Origin of the sequence: Pseudomonas sp. GW460-12-10-14-TSB1, from assembly GCF_017349775.1 — a bacterium.
Classification (GTDB): Bacteria; Pseudomonadota; Gammaproteobacteria; order Pseudomonadales; family Pseudomonadaceae; genus Aquipseudomonas; species Aquipseudomonas piscium.
In genome coordinates, this window is the sequence record NZ_JACNAC010000085.1 from 1 (window position 1) to 20,346 (window position 20,346).

Consider the following 20,346-nt stretch of genomic DNA (forward strand, 5'->3'; position numbering starts at 1 on the left):
GGCGGCGGGCGCTCGATGCCGATATTCAACGACAGATAGACAGCTGTGCCCAGGCGGGGCGCGCGCCGGTTTATTACCAGGCCGACGCCTGTGATCTGGAGGCTCTGCAGGCGTGCCTGCGGCAGGTTCGCCAGCGTTTCGGCAGCATCCATGGCGTCATTCATTCGGCGTTGCTGCTCGAAGACAGCACGCTGGCGAATATGGATGAGGCGACACTGCGTCGGGTGTATTTCGCCAAGCTCCAGAGCAGCCTCAACCTGGGGATCGCACTGCGAGAGGCGCCCCCGCAGTTCCTGCTGTTTTTCTCCTCGACCGTGGTGTTCACGCCGCCGCCGGGCCAGGCCAACTACAGCGCCGGGTGCCTGTTCCAGAATGCCCTGGCGGAGCAGCTGGCGCGGGAGTTGCCGAGCCGGGTCAAAGTCATCAACTGGGGCTTCTGGGGCAACACCGGTGTCGCGGCCTCCGCACACTACCGTGAACTCATGGCGCGCAACGGCATTGCCTCCATCGAGCCGGTGGATGGCATGGAAGCGTTGAACTACCTGTTTGGCGACGACCTCGATCAGCTGGCGTTGCTCAAGGTCACGGACAAGGTCCGCAACCCGCCCGCGCTGATTCCTTCCGACGAACAGTTGACGGTGCTGGCGGCACAGTCCGGGCTGCCTGGCCGTGACTCGGACCAGGCTGCCCGCCCCGATGGCAGCGTTGTCGAGCGCTGGCGCCAGTGGACCGCCACCCCGGGTGCCGCCGTATCGATACTGGACATGGGGGGCTGTTTCGCGGCGCGCGGCGATGTGCTGGAGCCACTGCAAGCCACGCAGCGGTATGTGTGCAGCCACGATGGCGATGCCGAGCGGTTGATGATCGCCGGGCTGGAAGGGCAGGTTGGCGGACTGCAAGCGGTGGCTTTCGACCCGCAATGTGACATCGCCGGGCAAGGCCTGAAACCGGGGGAATACGATCTCGTCATTGCCCTGGCGCAAGCGGCTGGAGATTTCCGGCTGACGTTGCGCCACATCAAGGTGTTGCTCAAACGCCAGGGAACCTTGTTGGTCGCTAGCCATGGACGCCCCGATGAGCTGCGCCTGGCCTTGCATCGGGAAGGCTTCAAGGTGATGGGGCAACTGTCGGATACGGTCAGTGGCGAGGTGCTGGAAGCCGTCAGCGATGGGGTCATTCGTCAGCCGTTGCGTTCGTCAGCCAACGCACAACACGCGCCGCAGGCGAGCCAGCCGCCGGTGACGGCTCAGACCGCCCAGGTACACGAAGGGCAGCTGCTCGACGCCGCTCTGGTCCACTTCAAGCGCCTGATCGCGCAGGAGCTGCGGATTCCCGTGGAGCGCCTGGACGTCGACGAGCCGCTGGACAGCTATGGCATCGACTCGATCTATTCGGTACGGCTGGTCGCGATCCTCAATCAGTCCTTCGCCGATGTGAGCAATACACTGTTTTTCGAGGTGCAGAACATCCGCGCCCTGGTGATGCATTTCATCAACAAGCATCGGCTCGAGTTGGAGACATTGCTGGGGGTGCAGTCGACGCCGTCGGACGTCGCGCCGGCGCCAGCGTTCGCACCACCGGCGCCGATTCCGCTGGCCGCTTGGCCGCAGGCGCCGAGCGCTGTTACGGATCCCCGGAGCAGCGCCTGTGACATCGCCGTTATCGGGATGAGCGGGCGGTATGCCCAGGCAGACGACCTGGAAGAGTTCTGGCAGAACCTGTCCCAGGGGCGCAACTGCATCAGCGAAATTCCGCCAAAACGCTGGGACTGGCGCCAGCATTTCGATGAGCAGCGTGGCAAGTGGGGCAAGCACTACAGCAAATGGGGCGGATTCATCCGCGATATCGACGCGTTCGACCCGTTGTTTTTCCAGATATCGCCGACCGAAGCCGAGCGTATGGACCCACAGTCCCGTTTGTTCCTCGAACAGGCGTATGCCTGCATCGAGGAGGCCGGTTACACCCCCGGTACGTTGTCGAACGGAAACCGGGTCGGGGTGTTTGTCGGGGCAATGAACGCCGACTACGTCAACGGCGCCAGCTACTGGTCGATCGCCAATCGGGTTTCCTACCTGTTCGACTTCAAGGGGCCGAGCCTGGCGGTCGACACGGCGTGCTCCTCGTCCCTGAGCGCCATTCACCTGGCAATCGACAGTCTGCTGTCGGGGTCGTGCGACAGCGCGATTGCCGGTGGGGTCAATCTGATCATGAGTCCGACCCACTACATGGGGCTGTCCCTGATGGGGATGTTGTCGGAGAGCGATCAGTGCCGGGCCTTCGGTGCCGACGCCGATGGTTTCGTCGACGGTGAAGGGGTGGGCGCGATTCTGCTCAAGCCGCTGTCGGCCGCGGTGGCCGCTGGCGATCACATTTACGGGGTGATCAAGGGCAGTGCGATGAATGCTGGAGGTCGCACTAGCGGTTTCACGGTGCCGAACCCGGCGGCGCAGACCGCGGTGGTGAGCGAGGCCTTGCGGCGCTCCGGAGTTCCCGCGCGCCATATCAGCTATGTCGAGGCGCACGGGACCGGTACGCCGCTAGGTGACCCGATCGAGATCAAAGGCCTCAGCGATGCATTTGCCGAGGCTGGCAACGAGCGTCAGTTCTGCGCCCTGGGTTCGGTCAAGAGCAATATCGGCCACTGCGAAAGCGCCGCCGGCATCGCCAGCGTGACCAAGGTGCTGCTGCAGCTCAAGCACTCCACACTGTTGCCGACGCTGCATAGCGAGCGCAGCAACCCGCGTATCGATTTCGCGCGCACACCGTTCAAGCTGCAACTCAGCGCGCAGGAGTGGCAACGCCTGTCGGTGGAGGTGGACGGCCAGATGCACTCCGTAGCGCGCAGTGCGGGCATTTCATCATTCGGGGCCGGCGGGGCCAACGCCCATCTGATCATTCAGGAGTACCAGGACCCGAGACCGCGGACTCCCATTGCATCCGGCGTGGCATTGATCCTGTTGTCGGCGCAGTCGGCTCCCCAGTTGCGTCAGCGTGCCGAACGTTTGCTGGCGCATTTGCAGGGAAGCGGCGCTCAGGTCGATCTGCGGGATTTGGCCTACACCCTTCAGGTGGGGCGCGAACCCATGGAGCATCGCCTGGCGTTCGGCGCTTCGACGCGGGAAGCGGTCTGCGAAACCCTGAAGGCGTTTGTCGAAGGGCGCGATGTCGAGCGGGGCGAGCTGTTCCAGGGCTCCCTGCAGGATCACCGCGAGGCCATGGGCCTGCTGCAGGGCGATGAGGACCTGCGCCAGACCATCGATCACTGGTTTGAAAAGGGCAAGCTCGGCAAGTTGTTGGCCCTGTGGGTCAAGGGCTTGCAAGTGGACTGGCAGCGCTTTTATGCCGGGCGGCCGGGCCGGCGCGTGAGCTTGCCGACCTATCCGTTCGCCAAGGAGTTCTTCTGGCTCGACCTGGGGGCGCAGGCGGTCGCGCTGTTGCCGTCACTGGCGGCGCCTGCGCAGCTGCATCCGCTGATGCAGGAAAACCGTTCTGGCCTGGAGGGCGTTCGTTATGTGAGTCATTTCAATGGCTCCGAGCCCCTGTTCAGGGATCACCGTGTTGCCCGGCAACGTCTGCTACCGGCTGCCGCGCAGGTGGAAATGATTCGTTGCGCGGCGACCTCGGCGCTGGGGCAGGCGGTCGATAGCGTGATGCCCATGCGCCTACGGGACCTCGCGTGGGTGACACCGGTCAGCGGCGAGCAGCCGCTGAGCCTGGAGTTGGTGCTCAAGCGCACCGCCACGGACCTGCAATTTTGTCTCGGGCAGTCGATCTCCGCGGCCGAGGGGACCTTCCATTGTCAAGGCAGCATCGACTTTCCTGAACGCCAGGCCCGGAGCGTGGTTGATCTCGACAGCCTGCGCGATGCCTATCCGCCGCTGGCGCTCGGCGCCGCCGATTTCTACCAAAGACTGGCCGAGCATGGCCTGGAGTACGGCGCGTCGCTGCGCACCCTGACTTGGCTGGGGAGCAAGCCGGACAGCGTGCTGGTGGGCCTGAGCGCAGATCCGCAGGCCTATGCCGATGCGCGTTATGTGATCGATCCCGGTGTGCTCGATGGGGTTCTGCAGGCACTGGCCCTGTTCGAGCCGGCGGCGGCCGCCGGGCCACAGCCGTCGATAGCCTTGCCTTTCGCGGCGGACAGCATCGAGTTGTTCGCGGCCTGTCGCGGCACGTTGTGGGCGCATCTGCGGCGACAACCGGCGTTCAACGCCCTGGGGCCGAAAACCGATATCGATGTGTACGACCAGGCCGGGGGCCTGTGCCTGTCGCTGCGCGGCCTGGTAACCCGTGGATTGCCCGCCGATGCCACGCCATCTCTGGAAGACGACGCACTGGTGATTCTGAGTCCCCGGTGGACGCTGGCCAACCTTTGAAGTCCGAGGGACAAAACATGCAGCATTCAGCTCACCAGATTTATTTTTGCCACATGGCTTCGTTGCCGTTCACCGCCCTGAGCGCGCATTACCCCGATGCCCAGTGTCATGACTTCAGCGACGGGGCATCCGCTGCCCTGGCGCAGTCCTTTGAACGCCTGTCCGTGGCGTTGCTGGAGCAGGTCCATCAATGCTTGCGCCGTGGCGACAAGCAGCTGCCGTTGGTTCAGGTGATCCTCAGCGAGGAGCAGTTTGCCCAGCGCTCCGGCATTGCCGGCCTGTTTCGCACCATTGCCAGTGAATACCCCGGCTTTCGCGGGCAGGTGATCGCGGTCAATGCCCAGGAGAGCCTGGCAACGCTCACGGCGAAGTTGCGCGGCAACGCGCAGGCGGGCGATCGCCATGTGGAAATCCTTTATCGCGATGACCAGCGGTATGCGCTGGACTGGCAGGAATTGACGCTGCTCGATCATTGCCCCAGCCCTTGGAGGGCCGGGCATGTCTATCTGATTACCGGCGGGCTGGGCGCGGTAGGGCGCCTGTTGATCGAGGAAATTCTGGCCCAGGGGTTCAACAGCCGGGTGATCCTGGTCGGGCGCTCCAGTGTGGACGAACAGGCGCGCAAGCAACTGGAGGCCTGGGCGCGTGCCGGTGTCCTGGTCAGTTACCGGCGTACCGATATCGCCGATCCGGAGCAAGTCGATAACTTGATCGGTTGGGTACTGGATACCTGTGGCCGGCTGGACGGGGTGATCCATTGCGCCGGGATCATTCGCGACAACCTGTTGCTGAACAAGTCAGTCAGTGAATTTGAACAGGTGCTTTCCCCCAAGGTTCGTGGCGCCGTGAATCTGGACCAGGCGACCCGGACGCTGCCGTTGTCGTTTTTTGCCTTGTTCTCTTCGCTATCGAGCGTGTTGGGCAATGCCGGGCAATCCGATTACGCCGCGGGCAATGGTTTTATGGATGGTTACGCCCGGCTGCGTGCGCAACGGGTGCGTTCCGGGCAGGGGGCGGGCCGAACGGTGTCGATCAACTGGCCCTATTGGCAGGACGGTGGCATGCGCATGGAGCCACGGCAGGTGGAGCGCATGTGGCAGGAAAGCGGCCTGCGTGCGCTGTCCACCGAAAACGCCCTCAAGGCTTTCTATCAGGCCTTGGCCCAGGGCGATGAGCAGGTGTTGGTGGTCGAGGGCAATGTCCGGCGCATACGTCAGGTGGCGACGACATTGCATGGTTTCAGTCCGTTGGCCGAGGCTCCGGACGTCGCACCGCTGGCGACTCCGGTGGCCCGGGGAGAGACCGGGGCCGGGTCGCGTTCTGCACTGCTGGCGCACTTGACCCGACTGGTGGCGCAGGAACTGGGGCTTGCCGAACAGCGGATTCAGGTCGATGCCTTGCTCAGCAAGTACGGTATCGATTCGGTCATGATGATGAGGGTGATCGCGCAGCTGGAAAGTGATTTCGGCTCCTTGCCCAAAACACTGTTTTTTGAGTACCAGACGCTGGCGGAACTGGCCGATTTCTTTGTGGCGCAGCATGCCGAGATCGTGGCCCGTCGCTGGCCTGCGCCGGGACAGGTTGCGCCGGGCCAGGTTGTACAGAGAGAGGTCAAGGACGCGGTTTTCGCCGACGTGCCCGCATTGCCGGTTCAGCCTCCGGCACCGCGTAGTGTCGAGGCGTCCGTGCATGGGCTGGCCGGTGACGCCGAACAGCCGCCGTTGATCGCCATTGTGGCGGTGGCGGGGCGTTATCCCGGTGCTGACTCGGTGGATGAGTTCTGGAAGTGCCTGGCCGAAGGTTACGACGGCATCAGTGAGATCCCGCCCGAGCGCTGGAATGCCGACGACTTCTATGCCCGCACGCCGACGCTGGGCAAGAGTACCTGCAAGTGGGGCGGTTTCCTGGAAGAGGTCGTGGCGTTCGATCCGGCGTTTTTCAAGCTGACGCCGCGGGAGGCCAGCGTTCTCGATCCGAACGGGCGCCTGTTCCTGCAGACGGTTCAACACCTTTTCGACAGCGCCGGTCTGACCCGTCAGCGTATCGCCGAGCGTTACCAGTCGAAGCTGGGGGTGTTCGTCGGCGCGATGTACCAGCAATACAGTGCCGTGGACAGCGATCTGCTCAGTGAGTCGCTGGTATCGATTTCCTCCTACAGCTCGATCGCCAACCGCGTTTCCCATGTTTTTGATCTGCGTGGGCCGAGCGTTGCGCTTGATACCATGTGTTCATCGTCGTTGGTGGCCTTGCACTATGCCCACGAAAGCCTGCTGCGGGGCGAATGCACGGGCGCCATCGTGGGCGGTGTCAATCTGTCGTTGCACCCCAAGAAATACATCGGCCTGGGGGCATCGAACATGTTGGGCAGCGCGCCCGACAGTCGCAGTTTCAGCGACGGCAGCGGCTATCTGCCGTGCGAGGGAGTGGGCGCCGTGCTGCTTCGGCCGTTAAGCGATGCCTTGCGCGACCAGGACGAAGTGCTGGGGGTGATCCGTTCGACCCATGTCAGTCACAGCGGCGGGGCCAGCCATTACGCCACGCCGAACGTCAAGGCGCAGACAGCCCTGATCCGGGAAAGCCTGGAAAAGGCCGGCGTCGCGGCCAACAGCATCAGTTACATCGAAGCCGCCGCCAACGGTACCCCGCTCAGCGATGCCGTGGAAATGCTGGCGCTGCGCAAGGTCTTCAGCGAGCCTGGGGTGGCCTGTGCGATTGGTACGGTGAAATCCAACATCGGGCATGCCGAGGCCGCTTCCGGCCTATCGCAATTGACCAAGGTGCTATTGCAACTCAAGCATCGCAAGTGGCTGCCAACGCCGGGTATCGGCCAGATGAACAGCGATATCGATTGGCGGCAGGCGCCTTTTGAACTGCAACCGACGCTGCGCGACTGGCCACAACCGATCCTCACGGTCGATGGCAGGGAATGTCGCGTACCGAGGCGTGCGGCCATCGATTCGTTCGGCGCAGGCGGAACCTATGCGCATGTCGTCGTCGAGGCGTTCGAGATTGCGCAGCCGCAGTGCCCGGCACCGGTACCGCTGGCCACCGAAGAGCAACTGATCGTGCTGTCCGCCGCTAGTCCCTCGTCGCTGCTGTCCCTGGCGGCGGCTCACCTGCGGTCACTGGCCTCGGGCCTGGATGCAAACCTGGTCGACTATGCGCGCGCCCTGCGCCAACAGCGTGAGGCCATGGACTTCCGGCTGGCGATGGTGGTGTCCGACGTGAGCGAACTGATGCGGAGCCTGCAGGCTTTTTGCGCGGACCCCGAGGGCTGGTCGAAACGTGATGGCGTCGGTTTTACAGGGGCTGTCGAGACGCCCGATAGTCGACTGCTGGAAGCTCTGGCACAGGATCGCACCACCGACAGCCTGATCGACGATGCCGTCGGGCAAAAGCATCTGCTCTCGTTGGCGGCGCTGTGGGCGAACGGTATTGATATCGACTGGCGGCGTCTGGACGGCAGTGACTGTCATCGCCCGGTGGCTTTGCCGCTTTACCCGTTCGACAAGGTCCGCTGCTGGGTCGGCGCGGCGCCGTCGGCGGCAGAAGCGGGGCCGCAGCCATGGGCCGAGGAAAAGCCGCAAGGGCCGCTGCTGGAGAGGATTCGGCGGATCCTCGCGGAAGTGACCGGACTGCCGGCGACCACCTGGCGCGAGGACCGGGCGTTGAGCGAGTACGGCCTGGGCTCCGCGACCTTCATTCTGTTTTACCAGCGGCTGAGTGCGAGCTTCGGCGAGTTCGCTCTGGCCGATATGCGTGAGTGCCAGACGCTGAACGACATCGTTCGCCTGCTGGACGCGCAGCCGGTTGCCTCGATCGAGTCGCATCCGGTACGCCACCTCAGCCGGCGTTACCCGGAGCTGGTTGCGCTCAACCAGGGCCGTAGTGGGCGCCCGGTGTTCTGGATTCATGCCGGCATCGGTGGTGTCGAGGCTTACCAGGCATTGGCACAGCGCATCGAGCGCCCGTTCTTCGGTATCCAGGCCCGTGGCTACATGAGTGAACGTGCGCCACTCCAGGGCTTGCAGGCGATGGCGACCTATTACTGCCACCTGATCCTGATGCAGCAGCCGGACGGTCCCTATTCCCTGGGCGGTTACTCCCTCGGCGGAGCCCTGGCCTATGAAGTGACGCGGCAGTTGCAGGAGCTCGGTGAAACGGTGGACAGCCTGGTGATGGTCGACAGCCTGGACAGTCACGCCATGAGCGGGGCGGGGGTTTCAACCAAGACGCTTTACCTGCAGAGCGCCAACATCGCCATCGGCGCCTCGTATGGCGACGACCTGGAGCAGGCGCTGGAGAACATGATTCACCAGGAACGGATCGACAGTGACGTCAGCGACGATGACTTCCTGCAGGCCCTCGCCGAGCAGGCCTGCCAGCACAGTTCGGATGTTTCGGTCGGCCAGCTGATGCAGCGTATCCGGCATAACGCCAAGGTGCAGTCGGCCTACGACAGCACGAACTTCCAGATACTGCCCTTGCCTCATCCCGCGGCCGTTCGATGCCATTACCTGCACAACCGTGGCGGCAATTATTTCGGTGGTCTGCAACCGTATCTGTTCGTGCGCGGGGAACACAGTGCCTTGGGGCAGGACGACTACGCACAAGGCTGGAAGCAGCAGATGCCGGGCCTTGAAGTCGTCGAGGTGGATGCGTTGTGTCACATGCTGATGCTGTCCACGCAACCGGCCCTGGACCAGATCGGCAGCTATTGCCAAGGGCTGTATGCCAAGACCGACAGGGCAACGCCCGGGGCGACAGAAAACCTGTCGGCGCAATCGGTCGAGGCCTGAGCCGCCAATCGGCGGTCCCTAATGAAAAGGAGTGCATGGAAATGAAAGCCTACATTTTTCCCGGCCAAGGGTCGCAAAGCCAGGGCATGGGTGGCGAGTTGTTCGACGAGTTCGACTTTTATACGCGCATGGCGGATGACATCCTCGGCTACTCGATCAAGGAGTTGTGCCTGAACGACCCGGAGCGCCAACTCAACAACACGCTCTACACCCAACCGGCACTGTTTACCGTCAATACGCTGTGTTACCTGAAAGCCATTCAGGACGACCCCACGCCCGCGGCATGCCTGGCCGGTCACAGTCTGGGGGAGTACAACGCGCTTCTAGTCGCTGGGGCATTCGGTTTCGATGATGGTCTGCGCATCGTCCATAAACGCGCGCAACTGATGAGCAGTGCTTCCGGTGGTGGCATGGCCGCGGTGATCAACTGCGACATCGACAGGCTCCGTGCCTGCCTGAACCAGGGGGGGCTGGATGGCATCGACGTGGCCAACTACAACTCGGACTCGCAGATTGTGATCGCGGGGCTGCAACCCGACCTGGCAGCAGCCTATGGCTTGTTTGACGAGCAGGGCATCGTCTACGTCCCCCTGAAGGTCAGCGCGGCATTCCACTCCCGCCAGATGGCGCCGCTCAAGGAAGCGTTCGCCGATTTCCTGAGGGGTATCGGGTTTTCCCCGCTACAGGTTCCGGTACTGTCCAACATCGACGCCGGTTTCTATAGCGACGACAACTTGGTGGAGCGGTTGTCCGCGCAGCTGTGCAGTTCGGTGATGTGGCGGGATTCGGTGCTGAACATGCGGGCGACCGGTGTCACGCGGTTCAAGGAGGTCGGTCCGGGCGACGTGCTGACCAAGCTCGTTGGGAAAATACTATGACGCAGCTAGAGCACGGGTTTGAGCGAAGCGTGCCTGGCCGGGCGCGGCAGGGCGAACCGATGTCGCCGCGTTTGCAACAGCTGCTACGCTTGTTCGGTCCCTCTGCGAACAACGGCAGGGTACTGGAGGCGCTGGAGCGCACTATCGCGGGACATCCGGTCGGCTACTTCAGCAGCCCAGGGTTCGGGAGTGACGCTCGGGAGGGGCTGGAGTCGGCGTTCTCCAGCGTCTGTCTCCCGGAGTCGCCCGTGTGTCTCGACGAGCATGTCCAGTACCTGCAGAGCCAGGTGTTCAGCCGCGCCACGCCGACGGCTTCGCCGTCATTCATCGGCCACATGACTTCCGCGTTGCCGTCGTATCTGCTGCCGTTGGCAAAGATCATGACGGCGCTGAATCAGAATCCGGTGAAGCTGGAAACCTCCAATGCCTTCACGCCGCTGGAGCGTCAGGTACTCGGGATGCTGCACCGGCTGATCTATGGCAATGACGAGGATTTCTACCGACAGACGTTGCACAGCGGTGAGCATGCCCTGGGGGCATTCTGCGCAGGTGGGACCACTGCCAACATCACGGCCCTGTGGGCCAGTCGCAATAACCTGCTGCCCGCCGACAAGGGGTTCGCGGGCGTTGCCCGGGAGGGGCTGGCCAAGGGGCTCAAGCACTACGGTTACGATGGTCTGGCCCTGCTGGTGTCCGAGCGCGGTCATTATTCATTGAAAAAAGCGGCCGATCTTCTCGGCATTGGCCAGGACCAACTGATTGCCGTGCCCACCGATGGCGCCGAGCGTATTCGCATCGATGCCTTGCAACGCTGCCTTGAGCGGTTGCGCCTGGACAATATCAAGCCGCTTGCGCTTGTAGGGATCGCGGGGACCACCGAAACCGGGGCTATCGACGATCTCGATGCCATGGCCGATGTGGCCGCGCAGGCGGGTTGTCATTTCCATGTGGATGCGGCCTGGGGGGGCGCGAGCCTGATGTCGGATCGACAACGGCCCTTGTTCAAGGGAATAGAACGCGCCGACTCGGTGGTTATCGATGCGCACAAGCAGCTGTATGTGCCGATGGGGGCCGGCCTGGTTTTTTTCAGGCAGCCGACGCTGACCGTCGCGATCAGCCAACATGCCAATTACATCGTGCGCAAGGGCTCCAAGGACCTGGGGCGCCATACCCTGGAAGGCTCGCGCAGCGCGATGGCAATGTTGCTGTATGCCAACCTGCACCTTCTTGGGCGTCAGGGATATGAGCAGTTGATCGATCACGGCGTCGACAACGCCCGTTACTTTGCCGACCTGATCAAGCAGCAGGACGACTTCGAGCTGCTCAGCGAACCGCAACTCTGCCTGCTGACTTATCGTTATGTCCCGTCGCTGGTCATGCAGGCCTTGCACAAGGCTGACGCTGCAAAGGTGGGCGCTTTGCAGGAATGCCTGGACGCGCTGAACGACGATATCCAGGAGCGGCAACGGGATGCCGGACGCTCCTTTGTCTCGCGTACCCGGTTGACACCGGAGCGCTGGGCAAACCGCTCGATCAGTGTCTTGCGCGTGGTGCTGGCGAACCCGCTGACAACTGCGTCGATACTCCAGGAGGTTGTCCAGGAGCAACGGGCGCTGGCGCTCGGCAGCCGGTTTCTGCCGCGGTTGCTGGCCTTGCTGGATCAAGGACCCGCATCTCCGGTCACGGCATGAGGCATGTCGGTCAGGTCGATGCCCTGCATGAGCGGCTGGAATTGCCCCAGGGGCAGATCCACTTATGGATGGCAACGTGCAGCGAAATCGAGCCGGCGCTGTTTGAACGCTATCGCCAGGAGTTGCTCTGCGAAGAGGAGAGGGCGATCGAGTCGACCTTTCATTTTGCCCATGATCGTCGGCAATACCTGGTCACCCGTGCCCTGGTGCGTTGTGTGCTCTCGCGCTACAGCCTGCGGGCCGCGGCGGATTGGCGGTTCGGCAAGACGGCGCACGGCCGCCCGACGATTCTGTGCCCGTCCGAGGAGGAGCGTGAGCTGTCGTTCAACATTTCCCATGGCGCGGGAGTGGTGCTGGTCGGGGTGATGAGAGGCGGCCAGCTGGGGATCGACACCGAGTCCTATGAGCGACGCGATGATTTTGTCGCCATCGGCCAGCGTTGTTTTCGCGCGGATGAGGTCTCGACCCTCGATCGTCTGGCGCCGGTGCAACGATGGCAGCGATATGTCGGCTACTGGACGCTGAAAGAAGCCTATGTCAAAGCCACGGGGACCGGCCTTGCGACGGCGTTCGACTGCTTCGGTTTCCATCGGCTTGACGACGAGCGCATCGAGTGTCGGTTCGATGACCCCGGGCAACAGGCCACAGGCTGGCATTTCAGCCTGCTCGAGCCGAACGTCACTCATGTGGCCGCCGTGTGCTGCGCGGGGCATGGGACGCGCGCGCCACATCTTCTGCTGCGTCGCATATGTCCCCTGGTCAGCGAACACTTTGTCGACTTCACCTTTTTGGCCCGATCAGCCTAGATGCCGGCTGCCGGGCTTCTGTGTTTCTTGAGGAGTCAGAACCCATGACCCAACGCAAAACCATTTTCATGTACCCCGGACAAGGGTGTCAGTACTTTCACATGTGCAAGACTCTGTTCGTTCACGACCCCGTTTTTCGTGACAGTCTCAAGCGTCTGGATCGCTGGGTGGAGGCCGAGATCGGCGGGTCGATCATTGAATATGTGTTCAACGACCAGGTCAGCGCCCTGATCCCGTTCGACACCACCCTTTACTCCAATCAGGCGGTCTTCTGTTTTGAATATGCCTTGACCCAATCCCTGTTATCGCGGGGTATCTATCCCGATGTGCTGTTGGGCGCGAGCCTGGGGGAGGTCGTGTGTGCCGCGGTGTCCGGGGCGCTGAGCCCCAGAGAATGCATCGACCTGCTGGCAGTCAGCTCCCGGGTGCTGGCGCGGACCTGCGAGCGAGGAGGGATGCTCTCGGTCTTTGCACCGCCAGCGCTGTTCGACGAAGACCGGCTGTTGCACGAGAACTGCGAGATGGCATCGGTTTCCTTCGACAGGCACTTCGTGATCGCCGGAAAAAGCACATCGATAGAGCGGGTCGAGGCGTACCTGAAGGCGGGCAACCATATCACCAGCCGCTTGCCGGTCGAGTATGGCTTCCACTCATCGGCCATCGATCCTGCCCGCTCGGCACTGCGCGAGCATTATGGAAGCAGTGCGCCCGGCCACCCGTTGGTGCCGGTATTCTCCTGCCAGAAAAAAGCGATCATCCGCGCCTATGAGGCCGATCATTTCGATGCGGTGCTCAGAGAGCCGATTCACTTCAAGGAAACCCTGGCAATCCTGGAGCAAGAGGGCCCCAACCTCTATGTGGATGTCAGCCCTTCCGGAACCCTCTCGACCTATTGCAAGTACATCCTTGATCCGGGTTCGGCGTCCAGGACGGTACCGGTCTACACACCGTTCTCGAAACACCGGACACTCGATCCTGCACTCTGGTTGCTGTAGCGCGTCAGCGTATAGGTATACCGGTAGGCCGGGAGGCAGCGGACGTAAGTCACATTCCCGCACCAGACCTGATTAGAGGATGTGTATCTCCAGGAGGGGAAACTTTCTGCGTGCTGGAAGAGCACGTCTGCTATTTAAGCGTGTTCCAAGGCCGGTATTTTACGGCCAAGGTGCCTAATAGGCACCTTGGCTGATATTTAGGAGAGGGGTTGAATAGGCTGGCCCTGATCCTTCACTGCATTATTGTCGACTTCAATTCTGCTACTGGCCTGAACGTAGTACGGATGTTGTGCTCCATTTTTCTTCAAGGAGAGTACAAAACCGCGGCTGTCGGACCTGTCCCAGCTTTCCTGCTTGCCGTTAGCGATTGAAAAGAAGCTGGTATCTCCGTCGCTGCCCCAATGATTGACCGCAACTTCAATGGTGTTGGATGAGTTATTTTTAACAGTAATGCCCATATCCATATCCTTTTTAGACTGAGAATTATCTGGGCTGGCACCTACTACTGTCCAAAAATTGCAGGCCACTACTGCTGTTTGCAATGTAGTTGGTGGGACCAGTCAGAGAAGGTGTTGCGCGTTCGAGTCTAGTCACTCCGTTCACTGTCGGCATGCTCAGGTGAACAGATAAAATACGGAGCAGTTGTATTCCGGACGAGAGGTCGAAATGCTGATAACGGGCAGGGTATCGGTGCAGATGCCTGCTCCACGCAGCAGCCCCGTAAAGAATCAACAGAATAGAAAAGGGCCCACCGCCAGGTGGGCCCTTTTTGTTTCTGTAATGGCCAGGTCAGTCAGGCAACACCCCCATATGAATGGAGAGTGCACCCATCGAACCTCAGACCAGGCTGATCATATCCGCGCTCAGTTGCGCGGGGTTGAACCCTACCAGGGTGATGCTGCTGTCTCCCGCCACGATCAGGCTGTCGCTGCCTTGCTGGCTGGTGGCGCTGATGACGGCGGCTGCGGAGGCGAACAGGGATTTGGAGAACACCAACTGATCGAACCCGTTCTGGTGAACGTTGAAGTCGCTGATCAGGTCATGGCCGAAGCCGCCCTGGTCGAAGACAAACAGATCGCTGCCCACGCCACCGCTGAGGGTGTCGTTGCCCAGGCCGCCCACCAGGATGTCGTTGTGGGCGCCACCATAGAGGGCGTCGTTGCCATTGCCGCCGAGCAGGGTGTCGTTGCCACTTCCACCGTGCAGCAGATCATTGCCCGCGCCGCCTTCAATAAGATCGTCGCCGCCCTGGCCGAAGATCAGGTCACGGCTGGCGGTACCCTTCAGGAGGTCTGCCAGTTGCGTGCCTTCGGTGGCCTTGGCGTAGCTCTTGTTCGACCCGAACAGGCCTTCGTAGTCGAGCTTGCCGCTGGTCACGGTAAAGGCCGGGGTCAAGGTCTGGCCCAGGAGGCCTTCGAACTCGACATGCTCGACGTCGTGCAGCTCCTTGAGGCCGTAACGTCCGTTGGTGTCATTGAGAAACAGGCTGCCATCGCTCAGGCGCACGGCTTCGTAGCTGGAGACCGTACCCTGTAGGAAGACTTTGTCGTCGCCCACCCCGCCCGCGACTATGTCGGTGCCCGTGCTGACCCTGAAGCTGTCGTTGCCGGCGAAGCCGTCCAGGAAGTCATCGTTGCGGCCGTCCTGCAACTTGTCGTTGCTGTCCGTGCCGAGGAGAAAGGCCGGGGTGCCGAAGTGGTTGGAGGTGGCGGACGCTTTGTCGTGGACCCAGGTGAAGCCGCGGCTGATCGGGTCGAGGTTGCTGATGATGATGGTGCTGTCGCGCTCGATGTAGTCGTAGAACGTCGACTGGCCGATGCGCTGGATGGGATTGATGAAGATGCCTTCGAGGTGCGCCACCCAGCCGCTGGGATTGATCACGGAGAAGGGGCCGTTGGGCCAGGTGGGCAGGGCGTAGACCGTGTCGAACAGCACGATGTTGTCGGTGGTCGAGGTGTAGTTGGCGTCACTGCCTTTGAGGGCCGCGAGAATGGCGCCGCTCAGGTCGGTCTGTTCGCCGATGAGCCGATGCACGATGTCGTTTTCGAAGCCGAAGTTGAAGATGCCGTCGTTGTTGCTGGCCTTTGGCGAGGCCATGCCGAAGTAGTCCGAATCCTTGAAAAAGCCGTCGGCCAGGGTGTCCTTGCCCAGGTACATGCTGTTGGTCACGGAGCCGCCCTGGCTGTAGCCGGTGACCAGTACATCCTTGCCCGTCAGGTTATGGCTGGTGGCGTAGTTCTTGATCGAGTCGAGCAGGTAGTCGTAGCCGCGGATATAGGAGTTGTCGATCATCGCCGGATAACCCAGCAGGTCCATCGGCGAATTGGTGCCGGCAATCGAAAAGCCCATTTTGACCAGCTTGCCACTCTCGTCGTACTGGCCGAACACCTTGGCCTGGGAGCCGGATACGTTCTCGCCCTTGAAGCTGCCTGTCAGGTCGAGGTGGCTGCCATCGATGCCAAGGTCACTGGCGCTGATCTCGCGCCAGCCCTTGGGCAGGGCAAAGGTGTTGCCTTCGCCCAGGACCGCCCCGGGTAGGTTGTAGAGCGCCCCTACCGTCGCTACACCGCTGGTGTAGGTGGCAAGGTTCCAGGCATCTGAAATGAGCACGCGACCGTCTTGGCCCTTGTAGTCGAATATCGCCATGGTTCGTTTTCCCTCACAAACTAAAAAGTCATGAAAAAAAACAAGAGCTGAAGTCTTCTTGTTCTTCTTCGCTCGGATTCCGGAGCCTGGTGACTGCGCGCTCCAAAATCTGCGCCCAAGCTACCCATTCATTTGGAGGGTGTGGGTCAGACAAGGGGGTGTTGGCACGATCGTCCTAGTGAAAGCCCGATCCAGCCGCTATAAATCCAGCGTCATTACACTTTGGTTATCTCGAGGCTGACCCGCAGCCGCCTATCCTCCCTCCCTTTGAGACCGGGTATCAGCCGCGCCGGCGAATCCTGGGCAACATGCGCGCAAGAATGTCGTCCTTGTCGAAGAAGTGATGCTTGAGCGCCGCCAGCACGTGGACCAGGATCAAGGCGCCGGCGCCCCAGGACAGCAGGCGATGTATCCACATGGCCAGGTCGTAGCGGGACTGATCCACCGGCGCTATGGGCGGCAGGTTGAACAGGCCCAGCAGCGGGATTGGATGACCGGCGACCGAACTCCAGTACCAGCCCGAAAGCGGCACGGCGAGCATGGCGACCAGGTAGAGCAGGGCGTGGGCGATATGGGCGATGCCGGACATCGCCCTGGAGACGCTGCTGGGCATGGCCGGGTAGCGGTGGGTCAAGCGATAGCAGAGCCGGGCGAGCAGCAGGAACAGCACGGTGCTGGCAATCGCCTTGTGCACGAAGACCGCCGGGCCACCCCTGGGCACATCGCCACGCAGGTTGGCGGAGTAAAAGCCGATCAGCCAGACGCCGATGATGATCAGCGCCATGCTCCAGTGGAAAAGCCGCGCTGCCAGACTGTAGGAAGAGGAAGCATTCATAGGGACGATCTGCCGTTGTGAAAGGTGGAAGGGCTCCGGGTTGCCGTCGGTTGAATCAACCGGGTGTCGCCTCCTTGGCTCGGTACGCGTGGCGGCCTTGGGTCGAGGACGATCGCGGAAGGAGTATTTCAATCGACATTTGCATTTGCAAGTGTTGCATATGCAATAGTTGTAAGTGCATGTTTGCCACCATCCCCCTCCCGGGCAGCGTCGAATGGAAGGGACAGGCGCATTTCACCGGATCAGCTCAACGACGTAACATGCCCCCCGCGCAGAGCCGTCTCAGCAATGGATACCGAGGTCTGAACCTTTGAACAGTTACTGTTTTTCCACCGCCGTGCCTTACCTGGTCACCCGTGTCGGGGTGCGCATGGGCGAGTGCTTTTCCCAGGAGCTTGGCGAGCATGGCCTGACGCTGGTCATGTACCGGGTGCTCGCGGTGCTGCGGGAGCAGGGCGGGCTCAGCCTTGGCGAGCTGGGCGGGCGGGTCTCGGCGGAGATCTCTACCTTGTCGCGGCAAGTGACCAACATGCAGAAGCTGGGGTTGATCCTGCGCGAGCGGCAGGACGCCAATGGCCGTCAGGTCTGTATCAGCCTGACCCCCGCGGGGCTGGCCCTGGTGGAGTCGCTGGTGCCACGGGCGATGTATTGGGAGGAGGTGGCCATCCAGGGTTTCAGCGAGGCGGAAGTGGAGCAGCTCAAAGCCATGCTGATGCGCATGCATGGCAACCTGGCGAAGGTGCCGGAGGGTTCGACAGCAAGTTGAGTTGCTCGGAGCTGACCGGGCACATTGAGGCTCCAGCGAACCCGCACTGAAACCACTCCATGCCCGGCGAACAATCCCTGCCTTACGCCCAGCGCCGGAACAGCACGCTGGCATTCACTCCGCCAAACCCGAAGCCATTGGACAGGGCATATTCCATCGCCAGCGGCTGCGCCTGGCCACGAATCAGGTTGAGGCCTTGTGCGCTAGCATCCGGGTTTTCCAGGTTGAGGGTGGCGGGGGCGATCTGGTCGCGCAGCGCCAGGATGGTGAAGATCGCTTCGATCCCGCCGGCGGCGCCCAGCAGGTGGCCGGTGGCCGATTTGGTCGAGGTGATGGCCAGGTCGCTGTGGTTGCCAAACACGCTCTTGATCGCCGCCAGCTCACCTTTGTCGCCCACCGGGGTCGAGGTGGCGTGGGCGTTCAGGTGCTGGACCTGGGACGGCTCGACGCCGGCCTGACGCAACGCCTGTTGCATGGCGCGACGGGCACCGTCGCCATCTTCTGGCCCGGCGGTCATGTGATAGGCGTCGGCGCTGGTGCCGTAACCCACCAGCTCGGCGATCGGCGTAGCGCCCCGGGCCAGGGCGTGTTCCAGCTCCTCGATCACCAGCAGGCCGGCGCCTTCGCCCATCACAAAGCCGTCGCGGGCCTGGTCGAAGGGCCGCGAAGCGCGTTCCGGAGTGTCGTTGAAATCGCTCGACAGGGCGCGCGCGGCAGCGAAACCGCCAAGGCTGACCCGGTGAATCGTGGCTTCCGTGCCGCCGCAGACCGCGACGTCGATCTCCCCGGCACGAATCATCCGCGCGGCGTCACCTATGGCCTGGACACCCGCGGCACAGGCCGTCACCGGCGTGCCCAGCGGCCCCTTCAGGCCATGCTGGATCGACACATGACCGGCGGCCATATTGCTGAGGAAGGATGGAATGGTGAACGGCGAAAGGCGGCGCGGCCCCTTGCTGTCGGTGGTGCGCACGGCGTCGGCGATGGCCGGGAAACCACCCACGCCCGAAGCGATGATAGTGGCGGTACGTTCCTGCGCCTCGGCGGTCTGCGGCGCCCAGCCGGCCTGGGTCAGTGCCTCCTGGGCGGCGGCGAGGGCGAACAGGATGAAGCGGTCCATCTTGCGCTGTTCCTTGGGCGCCAGCAGCGCGTCCGGATCGAAGCCGGCCTGCGGGTCCTGGATGCGGTCGGGAACCTGGCCACCGATGCTGATCGGCAGGTCGCCAATCAATTCTTCCGGTAGCCGGCGGATACCCGATTGCCCGGCCAGCAGGCGTTGCCAGACCTGTTCGACGCCGCAGCCCAGCGGGGTCAATGCGCCCATGCCAGTGACGACAATGCGTTTGTTCATGACCTTCAGCTCCTTCATCTCGAGTGGGGGTGTGTCGCTCTATGGACGTCACTATCATCATGAAAGTAACATGCCCGGACCACAAATACGCAACCGCGAAATCCGAGGAACCGCCATGCAACGCAAGACCCTCCTTCACGAAGAATGTCCGATTGCCCGCAGTCTGGAACGGGTGGGCGAGTGGTGGAGCATCCTGATCATGCGCGACGCCCTGCATGGCCTGCGGCGTTTCGAGGAGTTTTCCCGCAGCCTGGAGATCGCCCCCAACATGCTCACCCGCCGCCTGAATTCGCTGGTCGAGGCCGGCTTGCTGGAGCGCCAGGCCTACAGCCAGCGGCCGCTGCGCTACCAATATGTGCCGACGGCCCGGGGCGAGGATTTTCGCGTGGTGCTGATGGCGTTCGTTGCCTGGGGCAATCGCCATTACGCGCCGGAAGGGGAAAGCGTGCAGATTGTCGAGCGCGCCAGCGGCCGGCCGGTGCGGCCGATGATGGCGGACCTGGTCGATGGTCGCCCGGTGCCGCTGGAAGAGTGCACGGTCCAGGTCGGGCCGGTGGCCAGCGAAGGCATGCGTCAGCGGCTGGGGGCCATGCAGGCGATGGCGGCCAAGCGCGAGGCCTGAGGTACCGCGGAGCGCCGCGGCACCTTTGGCTTAACGACAGGCGCCTGTCACTGGTCCTTTTCGCAGTTGACCATCCACGAGGCGCCGAAGCGGTCGACCAGCATGCCGAAGCGCGCCGCCCAGAAAGTAGCTTCCAATGGCATCTGCACAGTGCCCTGGTCCGCCAGCGCGGCGAATACCCGCTCGGCCTCGGCGATGCTGTCGACATTCAGCGATATCGAGCAGCCGTGGATACCCGAGTAAGGCCGATCGGGCGTGCTGTCCGAACCCATGATGGCCTGGTCGCCCACCAGCAGGCGGGTGTGGATGATCAGGTTGTGATACTCGGCGGGAATATGCTCGCTGGCGGGGCTTTCGCCGAAGGTCATCATCATTTCGAGGGTGCCTTGCAGGCACTGGGCGTAGAACGTGAAGGCGGCTGCGCAATCGCCGTTGAAGATCAGGTAGGGATTGATTTTCATGGTGGGGCTCCCGGATAGGCAGGGGCAGCGGGCGCGTCTGCCCGCTGGCAAAAGCTGATGGGTGAGACCTCCACTAGCAAAGCCTAAACCGGTATGGCAGTGGGCTTGTTTTTAGACGGT

The 20,346-nt window shown here is 62.4% G+C and carries 13 protein-coding genes; 8 read left to right on the forward strand and 5 right to left on the reverse strand.

What is annotated here, in order from left to right; genetic code table 11:
• From J4D52_RS28935 to J4D52_RS28960, 6 genes are all read left to right on the forward strand, one after another.
• A partial coding sequence (locus J4D52_RS28935) for an SDR family NAD(P)-dependent oxidoreductase (RefSeq protein ID WP_207272199.1) occupies positions 1-4,376 on the forward strand: 4,376 nt, incomplete at its 5' end.
• 17 nt (positions 4,377-4,393) lie between these two features.
• Entirely contained in the window at positions 4,394-9,175 is a 4,782-nt protein-coding gene (locus tag J4D52_RS28940) for an SDR family NAD(P)-dependent oxidoreductase (RefSeq protein ID WP_102676558.1), read from the forward strand.
• A 41-nt stretch (positions 9,176-9,216) separates the two neighbouring features.
• Positions 9,217-10,053 carry an ACP S-malonyltransferase gene (fabD, locus tag J4D52_RS28945; protein WP_158246966.1) on the forward strand — a complete coding sequence of 279 codons (837 nt, stop codon included), beginning with the start codon at positions 9,217-9,219 and terminating at the stop codon, positions 10,051-10,053.
• On the forward strand, positions 10,050-11,744 hold the full coding sequence (gene panP / locus J4D52_RS28950; protein ID WP_207272201.1) for a pyridoxal-dependent aspartate 1-decarboxylase PanP: 1,695 nt from the start codon (positions 10,050-10,052) through the stop codon (positions 11,742-11,744). Before fabD ends, panP begins: the two co-directional genes overlap by 4 nt.
• Positions 11,741-12,550: a 4'-phosphopantetheinyl transferase superfamily protein gene (locus tag J4D52_RS28955; RefSeq protein ID WP_102676555.1), complete on the forward strand. Its 810-nt coding sequence runs from the start codon at positions 11,741-11,743 to the stop codon at positions 12,548-12,550. Before panP ends, J4D52_RS28955 begins: the two co-directional genes overlap by 4 nt.
• Positions 12,551-12,594: 44 nt before the next feature.
• The gene (locus tag J4D52_RS28960) at positions 12,595-13,545 is read left to right on the forward strand and encodes an acyltransferase domain-containing protein (protein WP_158246965.1); all 951 of its coding nucleotides are present in this window, start codon (positions 12,595-12,597) and stop codon (positions 13,543-13,545) included.
• A 197-nt stretch (positions 13,546-13,742) separates the two neighbouring features.
• On the opposite strand, the gene J4D52_RS28965 is transcribed toward J4D52_RS28960, so the two are convergent.
• The 3 genes from J4D52_RS28965 to J4D52_RS28975 form a co-directional block, all read right to left on the reverse strand.
• The gene (locus J4D52_RS28965) at positions 13,743-14,003 is read right to left on the reverse strand and encodes a hypothetical protein (protein WP_025804131.1); all 261 of its coding nucleotides are present in this window, start codon (positions 14,001-14,003) and stop codon (positions 13,743-13,745) included.
• A 379-nt stretch (positions 14,004-14,382) separates the two neighbouring features.
• Positions 14,383-16,191, reverse strand: a complete 1,809-nt coding sequence (locus tag J4D52_RS28970; protein ID WP_102676553.1) for a calcium-binding protein — start codon at positions 16,189-16,191, stop codon at positions 14,383-14,385.
• Between the two features lie 280 nt (positions 16,192-16,471).
• A complete protein-coding gene (locus tag J4D52_RS28975) occupies positions 16,472-17,026 on the reverse strand; it encodes a cytochrome b (RefSeq protein WP_102676552.1) in 555 nt (184 codons plus the stop codon).
• A gap of 310 nt (positions 17,027-17,336) precedes the next feature.
• Between J4D52_RS28975 and J4D52_RS28980 the strand changes: the two genes are divergently transcribed.
• Positions 17,337-17,792 (forward strand): MarR family winged helix-turn-helix transcriptional regulator, encoded by a 456-nt coding sequence (locus J4D52_RS28980; RefSeq protein ID WP_025804128.1) that lies wholly within the window; start codon positions 17,337-17,339, stop codon positions 17,790-17,792.
• 82 nt (positions 17,793-17,874) lie between these two features.
• Here J4D52_RS28980 and fabF read toward each other — a convergent pair whose 3' ends face one another.
• Positions 17,875-19,143, reverse strand: a complete 1,269-nt coding sequence (gene fabF / locus J4D52_RS28985) for a beta-ketoacyl-ACP synthase II (RefSeq protein WP_102676561.1) — start codon at positions 19,141-19,143, stop codon at positions 17,875-17,877.
• A 115-nt stretch (positions 19,144-19,258) separates the two neighbouring features.
• On the opposite strand from fabF, the gene J4D52_RS28990 reads away from it, so the two are divergent.
• Positions 19,259-19,765, forward strand: coding sequence for a helix-turn-helix domain-containing protein (locus tag J4D52_RS28990; RefSeq protein WP_102676551.1), 507 nt, complete (start codon positions 19,259-19,261; stop codon positions 19,763-19,765).
• Positions 19,766-19,812: 47 nt separating this feature from the next.
• Here the strand turns inward: J4D52_RS28990 and J4D52_RS28995 are convergent, their stop codons facing one another.
• Positions 19,813-20,226, reverse strand: coding sequence for a VOC family protein (locus J4D52_RS28995; RefSeq protein WP_102676550.1), 414 nt, complete (start codon positions 20,224-20,226; stop codon positions 19,813-19,815).
• Positions 20,227-20,346 lie beyond the last annotated feature (120 nt).

What these genes read in the sequence shown, in the direction of transcription:
- J4D52_RS28940 (WP_102676558.1), top strand. Translation starts at nt 4,394, where the DNA reads ATGCAGCATTCAGCTCACCAGATTTATTTTTGCCACATGGCTTCGTTG.
- fabD (WP_158246966.1), top strand. Translation starts at nt 9,217, where the DNA reads ATGAAAGCCTACATTTTTCCCGGCCAAGGGTCGCAAAGCCAGGGCATG.
- panP (WP_207272201.1), top strand. Translation starts at nt 10,050, where the DNA reads ATGACGCAGCTAGAGCACGGGTTTGAGCGAAGCGTGCCTGGCCGGGCG.
- J4D52_RS28955 (WP_102676555.1), top strand. Translation starts at nt 11,741, where the DNA reads ATGAGGCATGTCGGTCAGGTCGATGCCCTGCATGAGCGGCTGGAATTG.
- J4D52_RS28960 (WP_158246965.1), top strand. Translation starts at nt 12,595, where the DNA reads ATGACCCAACGCAAAACCATTTTCATGTACCCCGGACAAGGGTGTCAG.
- J4D52_RS28965 (WP_025804131.1), bottom strand. Translation starts at nt 14,003, where the DNA reads ATGGGCATTACTGTTAAAAATAACTCATCCAACACCATTGAAGTTGCG.
- J4D52_RS28970 (WP_102676553.1), bottom strand. Translation starts at nt 16,191, where the DNA reads ATGGCGATATTCGACTACAAGGGCCAAGACGGTCGCGTGCTCATTTCA.
- J4D52_RS28975 (WP_102676552.1), bottom strand. Translation starts at nt 17,026, where the DNA reads ATGAATGCTTCCTCTTCCTACAGTCTGGCAGCGCGGCTTTTCCACTGG.
- fabF (WP_102676561.1), bottom strand. Translation starts at nt 19,143, where the DNA reads ATGAACAAACGCATTGTCGTCACTGGCATGGGCGCATTGACCCCGCTG.
- J4D52_RS28990 (WP_102676551.1), top strand. Translation starts at nt 19,259, where the DNA reads ATGCAACGCAAGACCCTCCTTCACGAAGAATGTCCGATTGCCCGCAGT.
- J4D52_RS28995 (WP_102676550.1), bottom strand. Translation starts at nt 20,226, where the DNA reads ATGAAAATCAATCCCTACCTGATCTTCAACGGCGATTGCGCAGCCGCC.